This window comes from Yoonia sp. 67-2 (assembly GCF_035117555.1).
GTDB lineage: Bacteria > Pseudomonadota > Alphaproteobacteria > Rhodobacterales > Rhodobacteraceae > Yoonia.
In genome coordinates, this window is the sequence record NZ_JAYKPK010000011.1 from 102,219 (window position 1) to 118,623 (window position 16,405).

General features: G+C 60.4%; 19 protein-coding genes. All 19 read left to right on the forward strand.

Features of this window, described 5'->3' with window-relative positions:
- Positions 1–147: 147 nt before the first annotated feature.
- Positions 148–2,274 (forward strand): TonB-dependent receptor domain-containing protein, encoded by a 2,127-nt coding sequence (locus VOY09_RS16215; RefSeq protein WP_322895330.1) that lies wholly within the window; start codon positions 148–150, stop codon positions 2,272–2,274.
- Complete coding sequence (locus VOY09_RS16220; RefSeq protein ID WP_322895331.1) at positions 2,268–2,675, forward strand: hypothetical protein; 408 nt, start codon at positions 2,268–2,270, stop codon at positions 2,673–2,675. Before VOY09_RS16215 ends, VOY09_RS16220 begins: the two co-directional genes overlap by 7 nt.
- Positions 2,672–3,334 carry a MotA/TolQ/ExbB proton channel family protein gene (locus VOY09_RS16225; RefSeq protein ID WP_322895332.1) on the forward strand — a complete coding sequence of 221 codons (663 nt, stop codon included), beginning with the start codon at positions 2,672–2,674 and terminating at the stop codon, positions 3,332–3,334. The genes VOY09_RS16220 and VOY09_RS16225 overlap by 4 nt, the downstream gene beginning before the upstream one ends.
- A complete protein-coding gene (locus VOY09_RS16230) occupies positions 3,327–3,698 on the forward strand; it encodes a biopolymer transporter ExbD (RefSeq protein WP_322895333.1) in 372 nt (123 codons plus the stop codon). The genes VOY09_RS16225 and VOY09_RS16230 overlap by 8 nt, the downstream gene beginning before the upstream one ends.
- A gap of 4 nt (positions 3,699–3,702) precedes the next feature.
- A complete protein-coding gene (locus tag VOY09_RS16235) occupies positions 3,703–4,095 on the forward strand; it encodes an ExbD/TolR family protein (protein ID WP_322895334.1) in 393 nt (130 codons plus the stop codon).
- Positions 4,092–4,928 carry a TonB family protein gene (locus tag VOY09_RS16240; RefSeq protein WP_322895335.1) on the forward strand — a complete coding sequence of 279 codons (837 nt, stop codon included), beginning with the start codon at positions 4,092–4,094 and terminating at the stop codon, positions 4,926–4,928. Before VOY09_RS16235 ends, VOY09_RS16240 begins: the two co-directional genes overlap by 4 nt.
- A gap of 232 nt (positions 4,929–5,160) precedes the next feature.
- Entirely contained in the window at positions 5,161–5,535 is a 375-nt protein-coding gene (locus VOY09_RS16245) for a TadE family protein (protein ID WP_322895367.1), read from the forward strand.
- A gap of 4 nt (positions 5,536–5,539) precedes the next feature.
- A complete protein-coding gene (locus VOY09_RS16250) occupies positions 5,540–6,940 on the forward strand; it encodes a pilus assembly protein TadG-related protein (RefSeq protein ID WP_322895336.1) in 1,401 nt (466 codons plus the stop codon).
- A 113-nt stretch (positions 6,941–7,053) separates the two neighbouring features.
- Positions 7,054–7,566, forward strand: coding sequence for a pyridoxamine 5'-phosphate oxidase family protein (locus VOY09_RS16255; RefSeq protein ID WP_322895337.1), 513 nt, complete (start codon positions 7,054–7,056; stop codon positions 7,564–7,566).
- Positions 7,563–8,048 (forward strand): nucleoside deaminase, encoded by a 486-nt coding sequence (locus VOY09_RS16260; RefSeq protein ID WP_322895338.1) that lies wholly within the window; start codon positions 7,563–7,565, stop codon positions 8,046–8,048. The genes VOY09_RS16255 and VOY09_RS16260 overlap by 4 nt, the downstream gene beginning before the upstream one ends.
- Positions 8,049–8,051: 3 nt before the next feature.
- A complete protein-coding gene (locus VOY09_RS16265; protein WP_322895339.1) occupies positions 8,052–8,471 on the forward strand; it encodes a VOC family protein in 420 nt (139 codons plus the stop codon).
- 145 nt (positions 8,472–8,616) lie between these two features.
- Complete coding sequence (locus tag VOY09_RS16270; protein WP_322895340.1) at positions 8,617–9,816, forward strand: glycosyltransferase family A protein; 1,200 nt, start codon at positions 8,617–8,619, stop codon at positions 9,814–9,816.
- On the forward strand, positions 9,813–10,946 hold the full coding sequence (locus tag VOY09_RS16275) for an acyl-CoA dehydrogenase (protein ID WP_322895341.1): 1,134 nt from the start codon (positions 9,813–9,815) through the stop codon (positions 10,944–10,946). Before VOY09_RS16270 ends, VOY09_RS16275 begins: the two co-directional genes overlap by 4 nt.
- A complete protein-coding gene (locus VOY09_RS16280; RefSeq protein WP_322895342.1) occupies positions 10,946–11,674 on the forward strand; it encodes a PIG-L family deacetylase in 729 nt (242 codons plus the stop codon). The genes VOY09_RS16275 and VOY09_RS16280 overlap by 1 nt, the downstream gene beginning before the upstream one ends.
- Positions 11,661–12,233, forward strand: a complete 573-nt coding sequence (locus VOY09_RS16285; RefSeq protein WP_322895343.1) for an SAM-dependent methyltransferase — start codon at positions 11,661–11,663, stop codon at positions 12,231–12,233. The genes VOY09_RS16280 and VOY09_RS16285 overlap by 14 nt, the downstream gene beginning before the upstream one ends.
- A 152-nt stretch (positions 12,234–12,385) precedes the next feature.
- Complete coding sequence (locus VOY09_RS16290) at positions 12,386–12,910, forward strand: hypothetical protein (RefSeq protein ID WP_322895344.1); 525 nt, start codon at positions 12,386–12,388, stop codon at positions 12,908–12,910.
- Positions 12,907–13,305 (forward strand): phage holin family protein, encoded by a 399-nt coding sequence (locus VOY09_RS16295; protein ID WP_322895345.1) that lies wholly within the window; start codon positions 12,907–12,909, stop codon positions 13,303–13,305. Before VOY09_RS16290 ends, VOY09_RS16295 begins: the two co-directional genes overlap by 4 nt.
- Positions 13,295–14,236: a DUF3618 domain-containing protein gene (locus VOY09_RS16300; RefSeq protein WP_322895346.1), complete on the forward strand. Its 942-nt coding sequence runs from the start codon at positions 13,295–13,297 to the stop codon at positions 14,234–14,236. Before VOY09_RS16295 ends, VOY09_RS16300 begins: the two co-directional genes overlap by 11 nt.
- 67 nt (positions 14,237–14,303) lie before the next feature.
- Complete coding sequence (locus VOY09_RS16305; RefSeq protein WP_322895347.1) at positions 14,304–16,397, forward strand: catalase; 2,094 nt, start codon at positions 14,304–14,306, stop codon at positions 16,395–16,397.
- Positions 16,398–16,405: the final 8 nt, after the last annotated feature.

Genomic DNA, 16,405 nt, shown 5'->3' on the forward strand with positions numbered 1-16,405 from the left:
TGAAATGGCATGGCTGGAAGATCTGACGCATACTTGACTATTTCTGTCAGGTTGCTTAGAGCGGCTTTCGTCGGGGGTCAAGACCTTGCGACGCGCCAGCCGGACAGCCAGCCAAAAATCAAATATAATGGAATGGAGAGTTCGGATATGACATTGCGCATGCGCCCGCGCAGGCTGGGATTGACCTGCCTGCTGATGACAACAGCGATTCTATCGGCAGGGGCGGCAAGCGCGCAACAGGCCGATTTTGATGGCAGCACCTTTCTGGGGCGGCTGATCTTTGGCGCAGGCCAGCAGAAGGTCGCGATTGATACGCCACAGGCAGTCAGCGTGCTGGATCAGGATGATATCGACCGTGAACAGGCCGCCAATGTCGGGCAGATGCTGCGCAATGTGCCGGGCGCGCAGACCGCCGGGTCGGACCGGCCTTTGGGCTATGCGTTCAATATCCGCGGGATCGGGGCGACCGAACAATCCGCCTCCGAGGCGCGGATCATCGTCAATGTGGACGGCGTGCCGAAATTCTATGAACAATACCGGCTGGGGTCGTTTTTCTCTGACCCCGAACTTTATCGCCGGGTCGAGGTGTTGCGCGGGCCGGGGTCAGCCACGCTTTATGGCTCTGGGGCTGTCGGCGGCGTTGTGAACTTTGAGACCAAGGATGCCAGTGACTTCATCTCTGAAGGCGGCAGCGGCGCGTTGCGGCTGAAATATGGCTATGACAGCAATGGTGACGGCCAGATGGGGTCGCTGATCTATGCTGCGCGTCCGACGGAAGGTGCCGAGTTTCTGGCCGCTTTGGGCTATCGTTCGTCCGATGATTATCAGGATGGTGCGGGCAATGACGTGCAGGGTAGCGAATTTGAAGCCCCCTCCACCCTGCTCAAAGGGACATTCCAGCTGAATGACACGCAGACCCTGCGTCTGTCGGCGCAACGGTTTTCCTCAGATGCCGATAACGCGGCTTTGGTGCAGACGGCAGGCGGCAATAACCCCGCCTTTGGCAGCATGACCATCGATGATCTCTTCGGTCGGGTGGATCGCACGGTCACTGACGATACATTCAATGTCGAATGGGACAATCAAAGCGGCGGCTGGTTCAACCCGCGTGTGCAATTGTCCTATGCTGATACCAATGTCGAGCAATCGAATGCCCGGTCTGTCACCGGCACACCGCAGCGCTGTTCACCGACGCTGAGCAACAACAATGTGTTTTGTGACGTCACCTATGCCTATCGCACCACGATGCTGAAGGCCGAAAATACCGCCGATTTCGCCGGCGCGGGGTGGAGCAATTTCCTGACCTTCGGTCTGCAGGCGACCCATCAGGACCGTGTCGCCGACAGTGCTGGCCCGCTTGGCTTTCACCCCGAAGGCAATGACCGCAAGATCGGGCTTTACGCGCAATCGGAATTCGTGATCGGTGACCGGCTGACGATTATCCCCGGCGCGCGGATCGATTTCGCCGAACGCGAGGCGGGTGCCGGTGTGCCCGGCAGTGGCGATGTGACCGATGACGCGACGGCGCTGTCGCTGGCCGCACTTTATGACGTCACCGATGATCTGTCTGTCTTCGGCTCGGTCGCGCGCACCGAACGCCTGCCGACATTGGATGAGCTTTATTCCTATACCGGCAGCAAGGCCCCAGCACTTGATCTGGACAAGGAAGAGGCCACGAACGTTGAACTCGGCCTGACCTATAACCGCGACGGTCTTTTCACCGGCAATGACAATCTGCAACTGAAACTGACTGCCTTCCGCAACCAGATCGACGGGTTGGTGACAACAACGCCCGGCAGTGACACGGTGTTTTTCCGCAACCTTGCTCGGGCTGAATTTGAAGGGGCCGAGATTGAGGCGGGCTATGAAAATGACGATGTCTTCGGCCGTCTGGCCGTGTCCACTGTCCGCGCGACGGATCGTGATTTCGGCTATACGCTCTCCACAGCACCCGCCGATACGGTCGCGCTGACGATCGGTGGGCGGTTGCCCGATCAGGGGCTGGAATTCGGCTGGCGCGGCACTTTCGTCGATGACATCACGACATCCAGCCGCAGCACAAGCACGGGCGCGATCACCGACACCAGCTATGACGGTTACACCATGCAGGATGTGTTCATGACCTGGACACCGGACAGCGGCGCGCTGGACGGGTTCGAGGTGCAACTTGCGGTCGAAAACCTGTTTGACGCCGATTACCGCAACAATCTGTCATCCGATCAGGGCCGCGGGCGCACCGTCAAACTCGCGCTGGCAAAGACCATCACATGGTAAGGACACTGATCCTTGCCCTTGCCGTCGCAACACCTGCGGCGGCACAGGATGCGGGCACGATTACGCTCGACCTCAACCGGCTCGACCCGGTTGAGCAGGCCTGCCGGCTGACCTTTGTCGCGGACAATACATTGGCCGATCTGTCGGCTTTGTCGCTTGAAACCGTGCTGTTCGATCAGGATGGCAGGGTTGCGGCGCTGACCCTGTTCGATTTTGGTGAGGTGCCGCAAAGCACGCGCCGGGTACGCCAGTTCGATGTGGCCGGGCAGGATTGCGCGGATATCGCGCAAGTGCTGGTCAATGGCGTGGCCAGTTGCACAGGCGAAGCGCTGGATAAGACGATCTGCGCGCAGGCCCTGCGCGTCACCGGCTCAGTGGAAAATGTTGAGGTATTACAATGATCCATCTCTATCAGGCGCGCGATGCTCTGCTGGGCTTTGTCGATCTGGGCGGCTGGGTGGTCGCCCTGATTATTGCGCTGTCAGTGCTGTCGGGGGCCGTGGTGCTGTGGAAGTTGTGGCAATTTACGGCGGCGGGTGTCGGGCGCCATGCGCCATTGCTGACGGCATTGGCCGCATTGGATGCAGGCCAGCCCGCCCGCGCGGTTGCCTTGGCCGGAGCCGCACCAAGCCACCTGGGGTCAGTTCTGGCGCTGGCCCTGAAGGCGACAGACGCGCGCGCGAGGCTTTATGCCTTTGCCGAAGGGCGGCTCGCCCGGCTGGAAAGTGGGTTCCGTCTGCTTGACACTGTGGCGCAGACCGCCCCTTTGCTGGGGCTGTTCGGCACCGTGCTGGGGATGATCGACGCATTCCGCGCGATGCAGGAAGCGGGGCAGAATGTGGACCCTTCCGTGCTGGCCGGTGGGATCTGGGTGGCGCTGATGACAACGGCGGCGGGGCTGGCCGTGGCCATGCCGTTATCCGCGATCCTGTCATGGTTTGAAGGCCGCATGGCCAGCGAACGCCGGATGGCCGAAGCGCTGATCGAAGGGGCGCTGCGCCCCGGATTGACCGCATCACGCGACATAGCTGTCAGCAAGGCGGATCTGGCCCATGCCTAGACCCGCACGGCGCAGGCGGCGGCTGTCGATGACATCGCTGATCGATGTGATCTTTCTGCTGCTCTTGTTCTTCATGCTGTCCTCGACCTTCAGCCGCTATGGCGATCTGCCGTTTATCACAGCGACAGGCGGTGCGACGCCGCTGGATGGCCCGGCGCCTGCATTCCTGCGGGTGCAGCCTGATGGGCTGCGGCTGAACGTGGCTGATGTGACGCTGGCGGATCTGCCTACCGCACTGGCTGCGTTAGAGGTATCGCTGGTCCTGATCGTCGCCACGGACGGTGTGTCTGCGCAGGACCTCGTCGATGTGCTTGTCATCGTGCAGGCGGTGCCTGACCTGACCCTGCGCCTGATCGGAGGCTGATCTGATGCGGCTGACCGCCAAACCCCGCACCAAATCCGAACCGACGATTGCCCTGATCAATATCGTCTTTCTGATGCTGGTGTTCTTTCTGGTTGCAGGCCAGATCGCCCGGCCCGTGGACCGGGACGTCACTTTGGTTGATGCGAGCCTGCCCAATGCCAAGGTCCCCGATGATGCGCTGGTGCTGCGCGCCGATGGCACGCTGCTGTGGCGCGGCGATGCTGTGACACTCTTTGACTTCGCCGTGGCGCAGGTCACCGAACCTGAAGGCCCACCGCTGCGCATCCTGCCCGACCGGGACGCGCCCGCGCGTGCCCTGATCGCTATCGCCGTTGACCTGCGCGCCATCACAGGGCGGGATATCCGTCTGGTGACACAACAAAGTGCGGCACCATGACCCGGATGCGCGCGCTGATTGGTGGTGCGGCAGCACTGACGCTGTCAGGGGCGCTACATGCCGCAGTGCTGCTGATCGCCACGCCGCAGGATGAACCGGTGCTAATGTCCGGCGGCGGCACAGCGGATATCGCAGCGCTCGGCGCTGCGTTCGAGGATTTCGCGGCCGGGTCAATGCCTGTCGTTCCCGCAGCACAACCCGCCGTGCAGGTGCCTGCAACGCAGCCAAACCTGACCCTGCCATCGTCTGACACAGCCGATCTGGCCGTGCCGGTCGCGCCAACCACCGCCACAGCGCCCCCTGTCACCGGCGCGACTGCACCACCCCCCGAGACCGCATCAAATGTCGCGCCCGAGGTGGCAACGGCCATCACGACGGAACCTGCTCCGGCGACCTCGATCCGTCCGGTCGCACGTCCAGCACAGAGACCACAGCAAAGAGCGCAAGCTGCGCCACCGCGCCCGGCGGGCAATGCGGAAACTGACGCCAACCGGGGCAGTGCCCAAGGGCAGCAGGGCGGTCAGGCCGTGGCCGCCGGTGCGGCACCCACACAGGATATGGCGGGCGGACAGGCGGCGGCAAATTACCCCGGACAGGTCCTGCGCCAGATCACGCGGCTGCGGCGTCAGACCGCCCGGACGCGCGGCACTGTCATGGTCAGCTTTGCTGTCGCCGGGTCAGGCGCTTTGGCAGATGTGGCCGTTGCGCAATCCTCAGGATCGGCAGCGCTGGACCAAATGGCGCTGGACCATATCCGGCGGGCAGCTCCGTTTCCGCCGCCGCCCGCTGGCGCGCAGACGAGCTTTCGCTTTGAATTTGTAGGGCGGCCCTGAGATCACCGCGCATTGATGCGATGCTTCGCCCGGTGTGCCCCCGGCGCTGCGACAAAAAGTGACCGCTCCTGTCTGGCACATAGGTCAGAAAACCTTACCAGTCGTGTTACAACTGATATAAGATAGTCACATTCATTTTTAATCAGTGTTCCAGCTTAAAGAGAAAGCATGTGGAACGGGGCTTTTTATATTGCACAAACAATTAGTTAAGTCGCGCCTTTTTGACTCGCGGGTGCCATTCTGGCGGCGTGAAGATGGCAGTGTCACTGTTGAATATGTGCTTTGGATCCCCGTCATCATGAGCTTCATGGTGTTGATAACCGATGCGACGATGCTGATGCACAACCAATCCCTGATGTTCGTCGCTGCGCGCGATGCGTCACGCCAGGTCGCGCTAGGCCAGAAGACCGCGAATGAAGCCGAGGAAGGCATCCTCGCACGTTTCGCAAAAGCGCCAAATGCCACGGCCAGTGTGCAGGAGGCCAACGGCTTCGTGACCGCCACGATTGCGATCCCGTTCGAAGATGTGGCCATATTCGGCGGCTTGCTGTCGAACGCATCGATCCGCGCTGATGTCACGATGTGGGTCGAAAGCAATGATGGATAAATTTATGCGGCGCGCGACAGGGCAGACCGGGCTGCTGCGAAAAGCGCGATGTCAGCTTCGGCGTTTTGTGTGGCAAACCGATGGGGCCGGGACAGCCACCAGCCTGTTCGCCATCGTCGGCACATTGATGATCGGTGGGCTTGCTGTGGATCAGGCCAATGGCTGGCGCGTCAACACGCAGCTTCAGGTCGCCGCCGATGCCAGCGCGCTGGTCGCCGCGGCCCATATTTCTGACCCTGACCGCGCAAGGCAGATGGCCGTTGATCTGGCGGCGATCAATCTGGGCGGGTCAGATGCGTTGACGGCACAAGACATCACTTTCGGGACATGGGATCGTACAACCGACGAATTCATCGAAGGCGGGGTCGTGAATGCCGTTCGGGTCAATGCGTCGCGTGGTGATCAACGGGGCAACGCGATCTCGACCCATTTTCTGAAATTCGTCGGGTTTGATTTTCTGGAAACCAATGTGACGGCAATCGCCGCCGCGGCCCAGGTACCCGGCGGTGGCCGGACCGCTGGATGCGAAGACGCGGCGTTCATTTCATCCGGTAATATTCAGACCGGGGGTGGCAACAACCTGCAAGGCGCCATCTGCATTCATGGCCAAAACGGCGTCGCCACAGGCGGTGGCGGCACGATGGGCCCGGATGTGCGTTTCTCGGCCGCCAATAGCAACCAGATACAGATCAATGGCTATGAATCGGATGACGTTCCTGTCGAACAACTGATGGTCGAACGGTCAATGAGGCCGACGATCCTGCCCGAACTGGACCGGATGCGCAGTGAGCTCTGGGCCGCTCTTTGGACGGCCAACCCATCGACCTATAGTGGCGATCTGCTGCCTGATTTTGTCTTCAACGCGGATGGTTCGGCCAATGTCGTGCGCAAGAACGAAAGCTGGCAATTCAAGCAAGATGAACTGCAACCGAATACAATTTACGTGATCAATGGCGATGCCTCGTTTCCGGGATTGGTTGACACGTCGAACGTCGCGCTGGTCGCCAGCGGAGATATTCACGTTGGCGGTGGGTATAATCTGCAGTTTGACAAGGTGTTCTTCTTTGGGCGCAACCTGAGAATGTCAGGTGGCGTGACCTGGGGTCCGCGCGTCGACCCCTGTGGGCGCGATGACTATAGTGTTTACCTGTTTGGCACGGAAAGCCTGTCGCTGGGCGGTTGGGGTGGCGATAATGTCAACGGTGTCGTCGGCGCGGCGCCGAACTTTGTGCCCGGCGGTGCCATGAAGGGGTCAAACGTCTACTTTGAAAGCGGCAGCTCGACGTCTCTTGGCGGTGGTATGGATATCACTGGCTGTGACAAGCGTTTTAAATCCGAATATGCGATCGCCGAAATGGGCGTACCAGAAGACAGCAATGTCCGGGGATCCTATCTGGCAAGATAGACAGACGACAGACCCGTCATCTCTCTGCGTCAAAAAGCCCATCAGCATGCAGGTGTCGGAACACTTCTGTTGTCCACGCGTTTCCAGAGCAGGAAACTGAAAGGACAATTCAGATGAATAATGATGAGATTGCCCAATTCTGGGAACGGCTGACAGCGATCAATGCAGGCTTTCTTGGCACCAAAAGCGGGGCTGCCCGCATGGTGCCGATGTCGCATGCCTTGCGCGATGGTGATGCCACGATCTGGTTTATCACAGCGCGCGATACAGATCTGGCCGAAGCGGTTGAACATTCAGGCAGCGATGCCTCTTATGTTGTCGCGGAAAGCGGCAAGGGCCTCTACGCCGTTATCCACGGTCAGCTGGCGCAGAACAACGACCCCGCCCTGCGCGATGAATTGTGGTCGCCTGTTGCCGACAGCTGGTTCCAAGGCGGCAAGGATGATCCGCAGGTCTGCATTCTGGGATTGCGACCCGAGCGGGCTGAAATATGGCTGACCACGACATCGGGGCTGAGTTTTGCCTATAACATCGTTCGTGCGCAGGTGACTGGCAAACAGCCTGATATGGGGAGCCATGGCGAAGCATCCGGTGACGCATTGGCACAGTCGCGCGTCGCGCCATGATGCCCGCCAATTTCAATCATGATGACCGGATTACAGGTCCCGAACATGCTGCTGTGGTGGACGCGATTGCGCGTGCCATAGCGGCGCAAAACGAATCCGGTAAATCCGGGATCGCTGCGACCGTATTGCACAACGGTCGCGTGGTGGCAGAGGCTGAAAACGAGGTGCATCTGCAATCAGATCCGACTCGACATGCCGAAATGGTCGCAATCCATCGGGCGGCACAGGCTCTTGATGCTACTGACCTGACCGGATGCGTTCTGATCTCGACCCTGCAACCTTGCGAAATGTGCCTGTCCGCGATGCGCTTCGCGGGGATTGACCGCGTCGTCTTTGCCGCCACCAAGGCCCGTGTCGCGCCGAAGTACTTCGTCTTTCCGCATCTGGAAATCGCGGATTTCCAGCGCGGCGGCGACTTCGATGCCATCGGTGGCATTTGCGAGAACCGCATCCTGCACCTCTATGCGACGGGTGACGAATAGATCATGCCACAGCTTTTATCGATCCTGGAAACGGCCCTTTATGTCGCCGAACTGGACCGGGCGGCCAGTTTTTATGAAGGCGTGATGGGGCTGCCCGCGCCGCTGCATGCAGATGACCGGATGCGCGCCTATAGCGTCAATCAGCAAAGCGTTCTTTTGCTGTTCATCCGGGGCGGCACGACAGAACCCGTCCAGACCGGAGGTGGCCTGATCCCGCCACATGATGCATCGGGACAAATCCACATGGCCTTTGCAATTGCACCTGACACCCTGGACGCATGGCGCGCGCAACTGGCACAGCATGATGTCCTAATCGAAGGGACGTCAGACTGGAAACGCGGCGGCCATAGCCTGTATTTCCGCGACCCTGATGGCAATCTGCTGGAACTCGCCACGACACCCGGCCTTTGGGAAGGGTTCTGAGACTCCGGCACCATATCACCGGAACGAAACCCGCAACCGGCACGTTCATCAGTTATCTTCCGGCTTTTTCAATCTGCGGCGCACAACCGTCCCGCATCGAACAGGAATGAAACGTGATGTCTGCTCTCTCTCACGGCGGTCGGCTATGACGCCGATTTCCCAAGCCACCGCTGCCAACATCGACGCGCGGCGCGGTCTGCCGCGGGCGAAGGTCAGGCCGCTGGCGGCGATCAGCCTGTCTCATATGCTGATGACACAACACGCCGTTCTGCGCTGCGGCGATTTCGACCAGCCCCCGCGGATCGTCATTGCCATACCGGTTTGCAACGAAAGCGAACGGATCACGGCCTGTGTCGGTGCGCTGGCGCAGACACTGGCGGATTACCCGCAATCGGGCATCGTCTTGATGGTCAACAATTCCGCTGACGCGTCAGCAGTGACGGCATTCCGCGCGATGCAGGCGCTGGGCCTGACCGGCATCGTCGTTGATGCAACTTTCGGGGCAGAGATTGCGACCGCAGGCTGGGCCCGCCGCATGGCGCTGGAGATTGCTGCGGGCTGGGCGCATCCTGATGCCGTTCTGATGACCACCGATGCCGACAGCCGTGTCGCACCAGACTGGGCCGAGGCCAATCTTGATCTGCTGGCCCAAGGGGCGCATCTGGTGTGTGGCCGCATCGCGGCTGATCCGGTCGAGGCAGCGCGTCTGCCCAAGAGCATCGCGCAATCCGACGCGCTGGAAAGCACCTATACCGCATTGTCAATTGAGCTTGATGCAAGGCTTGATCCCCGCCCGCATAACCCTTGGCCGCACCACGGGCTTGCGTCGGGTGCAAGCCTCGCCATACGCGCGGCGGATTACCGTGCGATCGGTGGGATGCCACCGTTGCCCTGCAGCGAAGACCGCGCCTTTGCTGCCCTCGTCGAACGCCACGACCTTTGCGTCCGGCACAGCGATGCACCGCTGGTCACCGTGTCGTGCAGGCTGGACGGACGGGCCTGTGGCGGTATGGCTGATGCCATCACAGCACGCATCGCGGACCAGAACAGTTTTGCCGATCAAAGATTGCTGCCTGCCGAAATCACCGCGCGACGCGCGATGCTGCGCAAGGCTTTGCGCGCGGCGTGGGAGACCAAGGGAGATATTGGCAGGCTGCTGTGTGATTTTGACGTTACATACAAAAAAACGCAGAAAAAGCACGCTGACAAAACCTTTGGTGCTTTTTGGGCCAGTATTGAAGACAGCACCAAAACACTGTCAGCCCTCCGTATGCGGCCAAGCGATCTGGCCCGCGAACTACCGGCTTTGCGTCAGCTTGTTGCCCAAGCGCGGCTTGCGCCATGAAGCTGGCATCCTTTTCCACCGCCCCCGACAGCGTTGCAGCGCTGCGCGCGATTATCCCACGGATCACCGCCCGCGCGGCGGCGGCAGACAAAGGCGAAACGACATTGTCGGCCGATATCGACGATCTGCACAACGCGGGATTGCTGCAAGCGCCGCTTTCGGTGGCGTTAGGTGGTTGCGGATTGTGCTGGCAGGCCGGTGCTGTGGCCGATGGCGTAGATGTGCTGCGGCTGCTCGGACGAGCCAATCTGGCCGTCGCGCGCCTGTTTGAAGGGCATGTGAACGCGGTCAAACTGGTGATGCTCTATGGCGAACCGGACACCCAAGCCTGCATCGCGCGTGCCTTGCGCGGCGGCGCATTGATGGGCGTCTGGGGGGCGGATGGCGCGCGGCCTGTGACATTCCGGATCGACGCTGATCGTGTGCTGCTGGACGGGCAAAAACGGTTTGCTTCTGGCCTGGGGCTTGTGTCGCTTGCGGTGCTAAGCGGCAAGACCGCCGATGGCGCCACCCGGCTCGTTGTGGCACCGGCAGACGATCCTTCCCGTTGCGACGCGACACCCTGGCAGGTCAGCGGCATGCGCGCCACCGCATCGGGGGATTTCGATGCTTCCGGTCTGACGCTGGCCCATACCGCGATCCTTGGCGGGCCGGATGAGTACCACCGCGAGCCGCATTTTCATGGCGGCGTCTGGCGTTATGCGGCGGCCCAGCTTGGCGGATTCGAAGCCTTGGTCGAAGAGATGCGCAGCACTCTTGCCGCCCAGAACCGGCTTTCGGACCCGCATCAGGCGGCACGTTTTGCGCGGGGGGTGATGGCCTGTGAAACCGCGCGGCTTTGGGTCGGCAAAGCGGCACAAGCGGTCGAGATGCCGGGCGCGCGGGCCAGCACGGCGACCCAGTCCGTCCTTGCCCGGCTGGTCGTCGAACATGCTGCAACAGAAACCATGGCAGAGATGGACCGCGCGCTTGGCACGGTGTCATTCTTTGCTGGCCACCCTGTTGAACGGATCCGCCGTGATCTGTCGTTCTATTTGCGCCAAGCAGCCCCAGACGCTGCCTTGCATCGCGCGGCGATGGCGCTGGCGGATCATGACAGTCCGGTCGGCGATTTCTGGGCGACGAATTGATGTTCCGGCTGAGTGAAGTGATGATCCGCGCCGCAACCGCACCTTTCGCGGAACTTGATGAGATTATCGGCACCGGCGGCCTTGTGGTGCTTGCACCGCATCCCGATGACGAAAGCCTTGGGTGTGGCGGATTGCTCTGCGCTGCGGCACAGGCCGGGCGGAATGTGGCGGTCATGGTGGTCACCGACGGGCGCCTGTCGCATCCGTCATCGCCTAGCGTGGATGCTGATGCGCTGGCCCAGATACGCACGGCGGAACTGCGCGATGCGGTCAAGACCCTGCACCCTGATATCAGGCTCCACGATCTTGGCTTTCATGATTGCGGCGTGTCTGACACGCCGCCCGGCTCTGACGCCGCGGTTGAGGCGATTCTGGCGGCAATTGACGCGATCGGTGCGACGGCCCTGTTCACGACATGGCGTGGCGATCCGCATCAGGACCATGTCGCCACGGCGGCCCTTGCACGGCAGGCAGCGGCAGAGCGCCCGGATGTCAGACTCTGGAGCTATCCGATCTGGGGCAGATTTACCGAAACGGAAATTCCACTGCCCGCAATGATACTGCAGTTTGACACTGCACCGCATCAGGTTACGAAAACCGCAGCCATCGCCTGTCACCGCAGCCAGATGACAAGATTGATCGCTGACGACCCCCAAGGTTTCATGATGTCCCCGGCGATGCAGATGCATTTTATTGACCATCCGGAGGTGTTCCTTGCCGACGCCTGACGTCAGTGCCCATCTGGCAGCGCTTTATGCGTCAGCAGAAGATCCCTGGAACACCCATGCGAGCCCCTATGAACAGGGAAAATTTGCGCAGACCGCTGCCAGCCTGCCCCGCGCGCGCTATCGCTGCGGGCTGGAGGTGGGATGCGGCGCAGGCGCGCTGACCGCCCATCTTGCACCGCGTTGCGATCATCTGATCGCGATGGATTGCACGGCAGACGCGCTTGTCACTGCACGCGCACGCACGATTTTTCCGCATGTGGATTTCATTCAGGGCGCCGCCCCTGCCGATTGGCCCGCCCAGCGCCTAGATGTCGTGATCCTGTCCGAAGTCCTGTATTTCCTGAGCGACGATGAAAATGCCGGTCTCGCTGTGCGGATCAAGGAAGATTGCGCGCCCGACTGTGACATTATTCTGGTGAACTGGCTGGGTGATACGGGCGGTGCGATCAAAGGTGCTGCCGCTGCCGACCGGCTGACGGCCAGGCTGGCAGACCGATGCCAGACCATCACATCGCAGGCCCTCGACGGTTTCCGCATCGACGTGCTGCGGCAAGGCTGAAAGCCGCCGATCCATACGAACAGCTTTGGAACGGCTCAACAGCCAGCGTGTTGTTAGGGCAGGACGCGCAAGCGTCAGAACACTGAACCATGCAGCGGTCCAATCCTCTTGAACCAACCCGCCGCACTTCTATTGCCGGAAAGGCCAAACCAATGACAAACGAACAAAATACGAAGTCTTCTTTCCATCAGGAAGGCGCTGAATCGACTGTCGGCAGCGTTGCCTCAGACATCAAAAATGCGGCATCGCACAAGTTTGATGAAGCCGTCACCGAGGTGCGCGCCAAGGCCGATCATGCGAAATCTGACGTCGCCGGTGAGGTCAAAGGTGTCGCCGATGCCCTACGCCGCGCCTCTGATGAATTGCGCAGCGGGTCCGCGCAGGAACGCACGCTGGGTCAGATTTCCAGCAGTCTTGCCGATGCGTCCGACCAGATCCGCGACAAGGATTTCGGCGAAATGGTCCAGATGGCCAGCAAAGTAGCGCGCGATAACCCTATCCTGTTTCTGAGCGGCGCAGCCCTGCTCGGCTTCGCGGCCAGCCGCTTTGCCAAGGCATCGCGCGATCACGCGGATGGATCGTCTGATCGCGACTATGCCGGAAAAAAGGCGCAGGTGAATACATTCGTGGATGAAGGTAACCCCAACGCCCATCCGATGCCGACAGTGCCATCATGATCAATGAAAATCCAAAATCCACGGGCGAGATGATGTCGGCGATCATGACCAATGTCGGCAATCTTGTCCGCAATGAGGCCGATCTTGCCCGTGCTGAAGTTGCCGAAAGCTTCAAGAAGGCCGGGGCGTCCGTCGCGGCGATGGGTGTCGCATTCGTCCTTGCGATCACAGGTCTGAACGTCGCGGCGGCATCGCTTGTCGCTTTCGCCATTTGGGCCGGAGTGCCCCCGCATTGGGCACCTGCTGTCGTCGGCGTGGGGTTTCTTGTGATCGCGCTGATCGTCTTTGCCACCGCCAAGTCAAAACTTCACCAGATCGGCTTTGTGCCGACCCGAACCGCACGCAACGTCCAACGCGATGCAGCGGCCATAAAGGAAACATTCCATGACAAGTAATACACGCACCGCAGATGAGATTGAACGCGACATCAGCAATGAACGCGCCGCACTCAGCGAGACGATCAATGACCTGCAGGACAAGTTTTCTGTCAATGCCATCGTCAATGATCTGAGCAATATGGTCCGCACGCAGGGCGGTGAACTGGGGCGGACGATCTCGGATACCGTTGCCCGCAATCCGACCGCGGTCGTCATGACCACAGTCGGCCTTGCTTGGCTGTTTCTGGGACAGGGGCGCAAGGCCACACCGCAACATCAGACCAAGTCGCAATACGATTGGTACGACACAGGCCGGGCCCGCAATCATGCCGATGACCAAGATCATACCGCCCGCCGTCAGGCGGGGTCTGCGACGACGTCTGGGAATGTGATGGACAAGATCCGCGCCTCTGCCGCGCGCGTCGGTGTCGCCGCCTCTGACCTGACAGAACGGTTGTCGCATGGTCTTGAAGACCTGTCCGAAGATGCAAAATCCCGCGTGCTGGCCGCGCGCCATGCCGCATTCGAGGCACGTCAGTCGTCGCAGGAAGCGATGAAGAAGGGCAGCCGTGCCGCGTCGGGTTTCTTTGACGACCAACCGCTTGTCGTGGGGGCCTTGGCCGTTGCCGCAGGTGCCGCGATCGGTGGTCTTTTGCCGCATACCAGGATCGAAGATGACACGATGGGTGCCGCCAGTGATCAGCTTTATGCCGATGCGCAGGCGCTTTACCGCGACGAACGCGCCAAGGCGATGGCGGCTGCCAAAGTCGCTGTCAGCGATGTCAAAGACGAGATCAAGGATGTTGGCGCCGACCTCGAAGGTTTGCTGCCTGAGGACAAAAACATCGGAGATGTCATCGCGGATCGCACCGCAGATGCTGCCAAACGGGTGATCGGTCATGCGACCGAGGCTACGGGCGGCAAAGCCAAAGGCGAAACACAGGCCTGACAATCGCAAGGGCGGGCCATCAGGCCCGCCCTTCGTTCCTTTACACCCTGCACCAAAGGATATCGCCATGACCGATACGCCCCGCCAGCCCGACACGCTTGACGCCTTGATCTCTGAAACAGGGGCAGGCGGTGAAGTGCATCAGCACGCCAATGACAGCACAGAACGCCTGACCACAGCTCAGGGCGTTGTCATTGCGGATAACCAGAACACCCTGCGCGCTGGTCCGTCCGGCCCGGCATTGCTGGAAGATTTCGCTATGCGCGAAAAGATCTTTCATTTCGACCATGAACGTATCCCGGAACGGGTGGTCCATGCCCGCGGCTATGGCGCGCATGGCACCTTTACCTGCACCCGTGCGCTTGGCGATGTAACACAAGCTGCCCCCTTTGCCATGGAAGGCAAGCAGACCGAAGTTTTCGTGCGCTTTTCTACCGTGGCAGGCAGCAAAGGCTCGCCCGATCTAGCCCGCGACGTGCGTGGGTTTTCGGTGAAATTCTATACTGACCAAGGCAATTGGGATATCGTCGCGAACAATATCCCGGTGTTCTTTATCCAGGATGCAATCAAATTCCCCGATCTAGTGCATGCGTTGAAACCTGCCCCCGACCGTGACTTCCCACAAGCGCAATCAGCACATGATAATTTCTGGGATTACATCACCCTGACACCAGAGGCGATGCATATGGTGATGTGGCAGATGTCCGACCGGACGATCCCACGATCCTTCACCACCATGGAAGGGTTCGGCGTCCATACTTTCCGTTTTGTGACGGCGGACGGCAAGTCCACCTTTGTCAAATTCCATTGGAAACCGCGTATGGGGCTGCAATCGGTCCTTTGGGACGAGGCTGTCAAAAGCAATGGCGCTGACCCCGACCGGCACCGGCGCGATCTGTGGGATGCGATTGACCGGGGCGACTTCCCGACCTGGGATCTGGGCGTGCAGATGTTCGATCAGGATTTCGCGGATGGATTTGCCTTTGACGTGCTTGACCCGACCAAACTGATCCCTGAGGAAGAATGCCCTGTCGAGTTGATCGGCACTTTGCAACTGGACCGTGCAGTGGACAATTTCTTTGCTGAAACCGAACAGGTTGCGTTCTGCACCAGCAATGTGATCCCTGGTATCGACTTCACCGACGATCCTTTGTTGCAGGGGAGGAATTTCTCGTATCTCGACACGCAGCTGAAACGTCTTGGCGGGCCGAATTTCACCAAATTGCCGATCAATGCGCCCAAAGGCTGCCCGGTCAGTAACTATCAGCAAGATGGCCATATGCAGACCAACAACCGCAAAGGCCGCGTGAATTACGAACCCAATGGCTGGGGCGAAGGACCGCGCGAACACCCGCTGGAAGGCTACGTCAGCTACAAAGCGCCGGTGACCGGCGAAAAGGTCCGCCTGCGCCCGGAAAGCTTTGCCGATCACTATAGCCAGGCACGGCAATTCTACATCAGCCAATCCGCATCAGAACAGGATCACATCCTGTCCGCCTTGGTGTTCGAGCTGTCAAAATGCGTCGAACCAGCGATCCGCACGCGTATGGTGTCGCATCTGATCAACATCGATGAAGGGTTGGCGCAGGATGCATGCGACAGGCTCGGGATTGCTGACATGCCGGCCCCTGCCCCAGCGGCGCAGCCAACACAGACGGATCTGTCAGCCTCACCCGCGCTGAGCATCCAGTTGACACCGCCCGACAGCTTCAAAGGCCGGATCATGGGTGTCATGATCAGTGACGGCTTTGACGGGGCTGCCTTGAAGATGCTGGAACAGGCCGTGGTCGATGCTGGTGGGGTCATGCGCGTCATCGCACCACGGATCGGCGGCGCGACATGCAGCAAGCATAATCTGCATCCGGTCACGGATCAGATCAGCGGCGCACCGTCGGTGTTGTTTGATGCGGTCGCTGTTCTGCCGGGTCAGGATTCTCTGGCAACCTGGCCAGCGGCGATTGATTTCCTTAACGATGCCTTTGTCCATTGCAAGTTTATCGGCCTCGCGGAGGGCGCCAACGACCTTGTCGAAGCCTGCGGTCTGTCGCAGGACGATGACGACGGGATCTATGCGCTGTCAGACGCGGCCTCGGCAACGGCATTTCTGGATGCCTGTCGCGGGTTGCGTTTCTGGGACAGAGAGCCTTTGTTTGTGGCCTGACAAGGCCG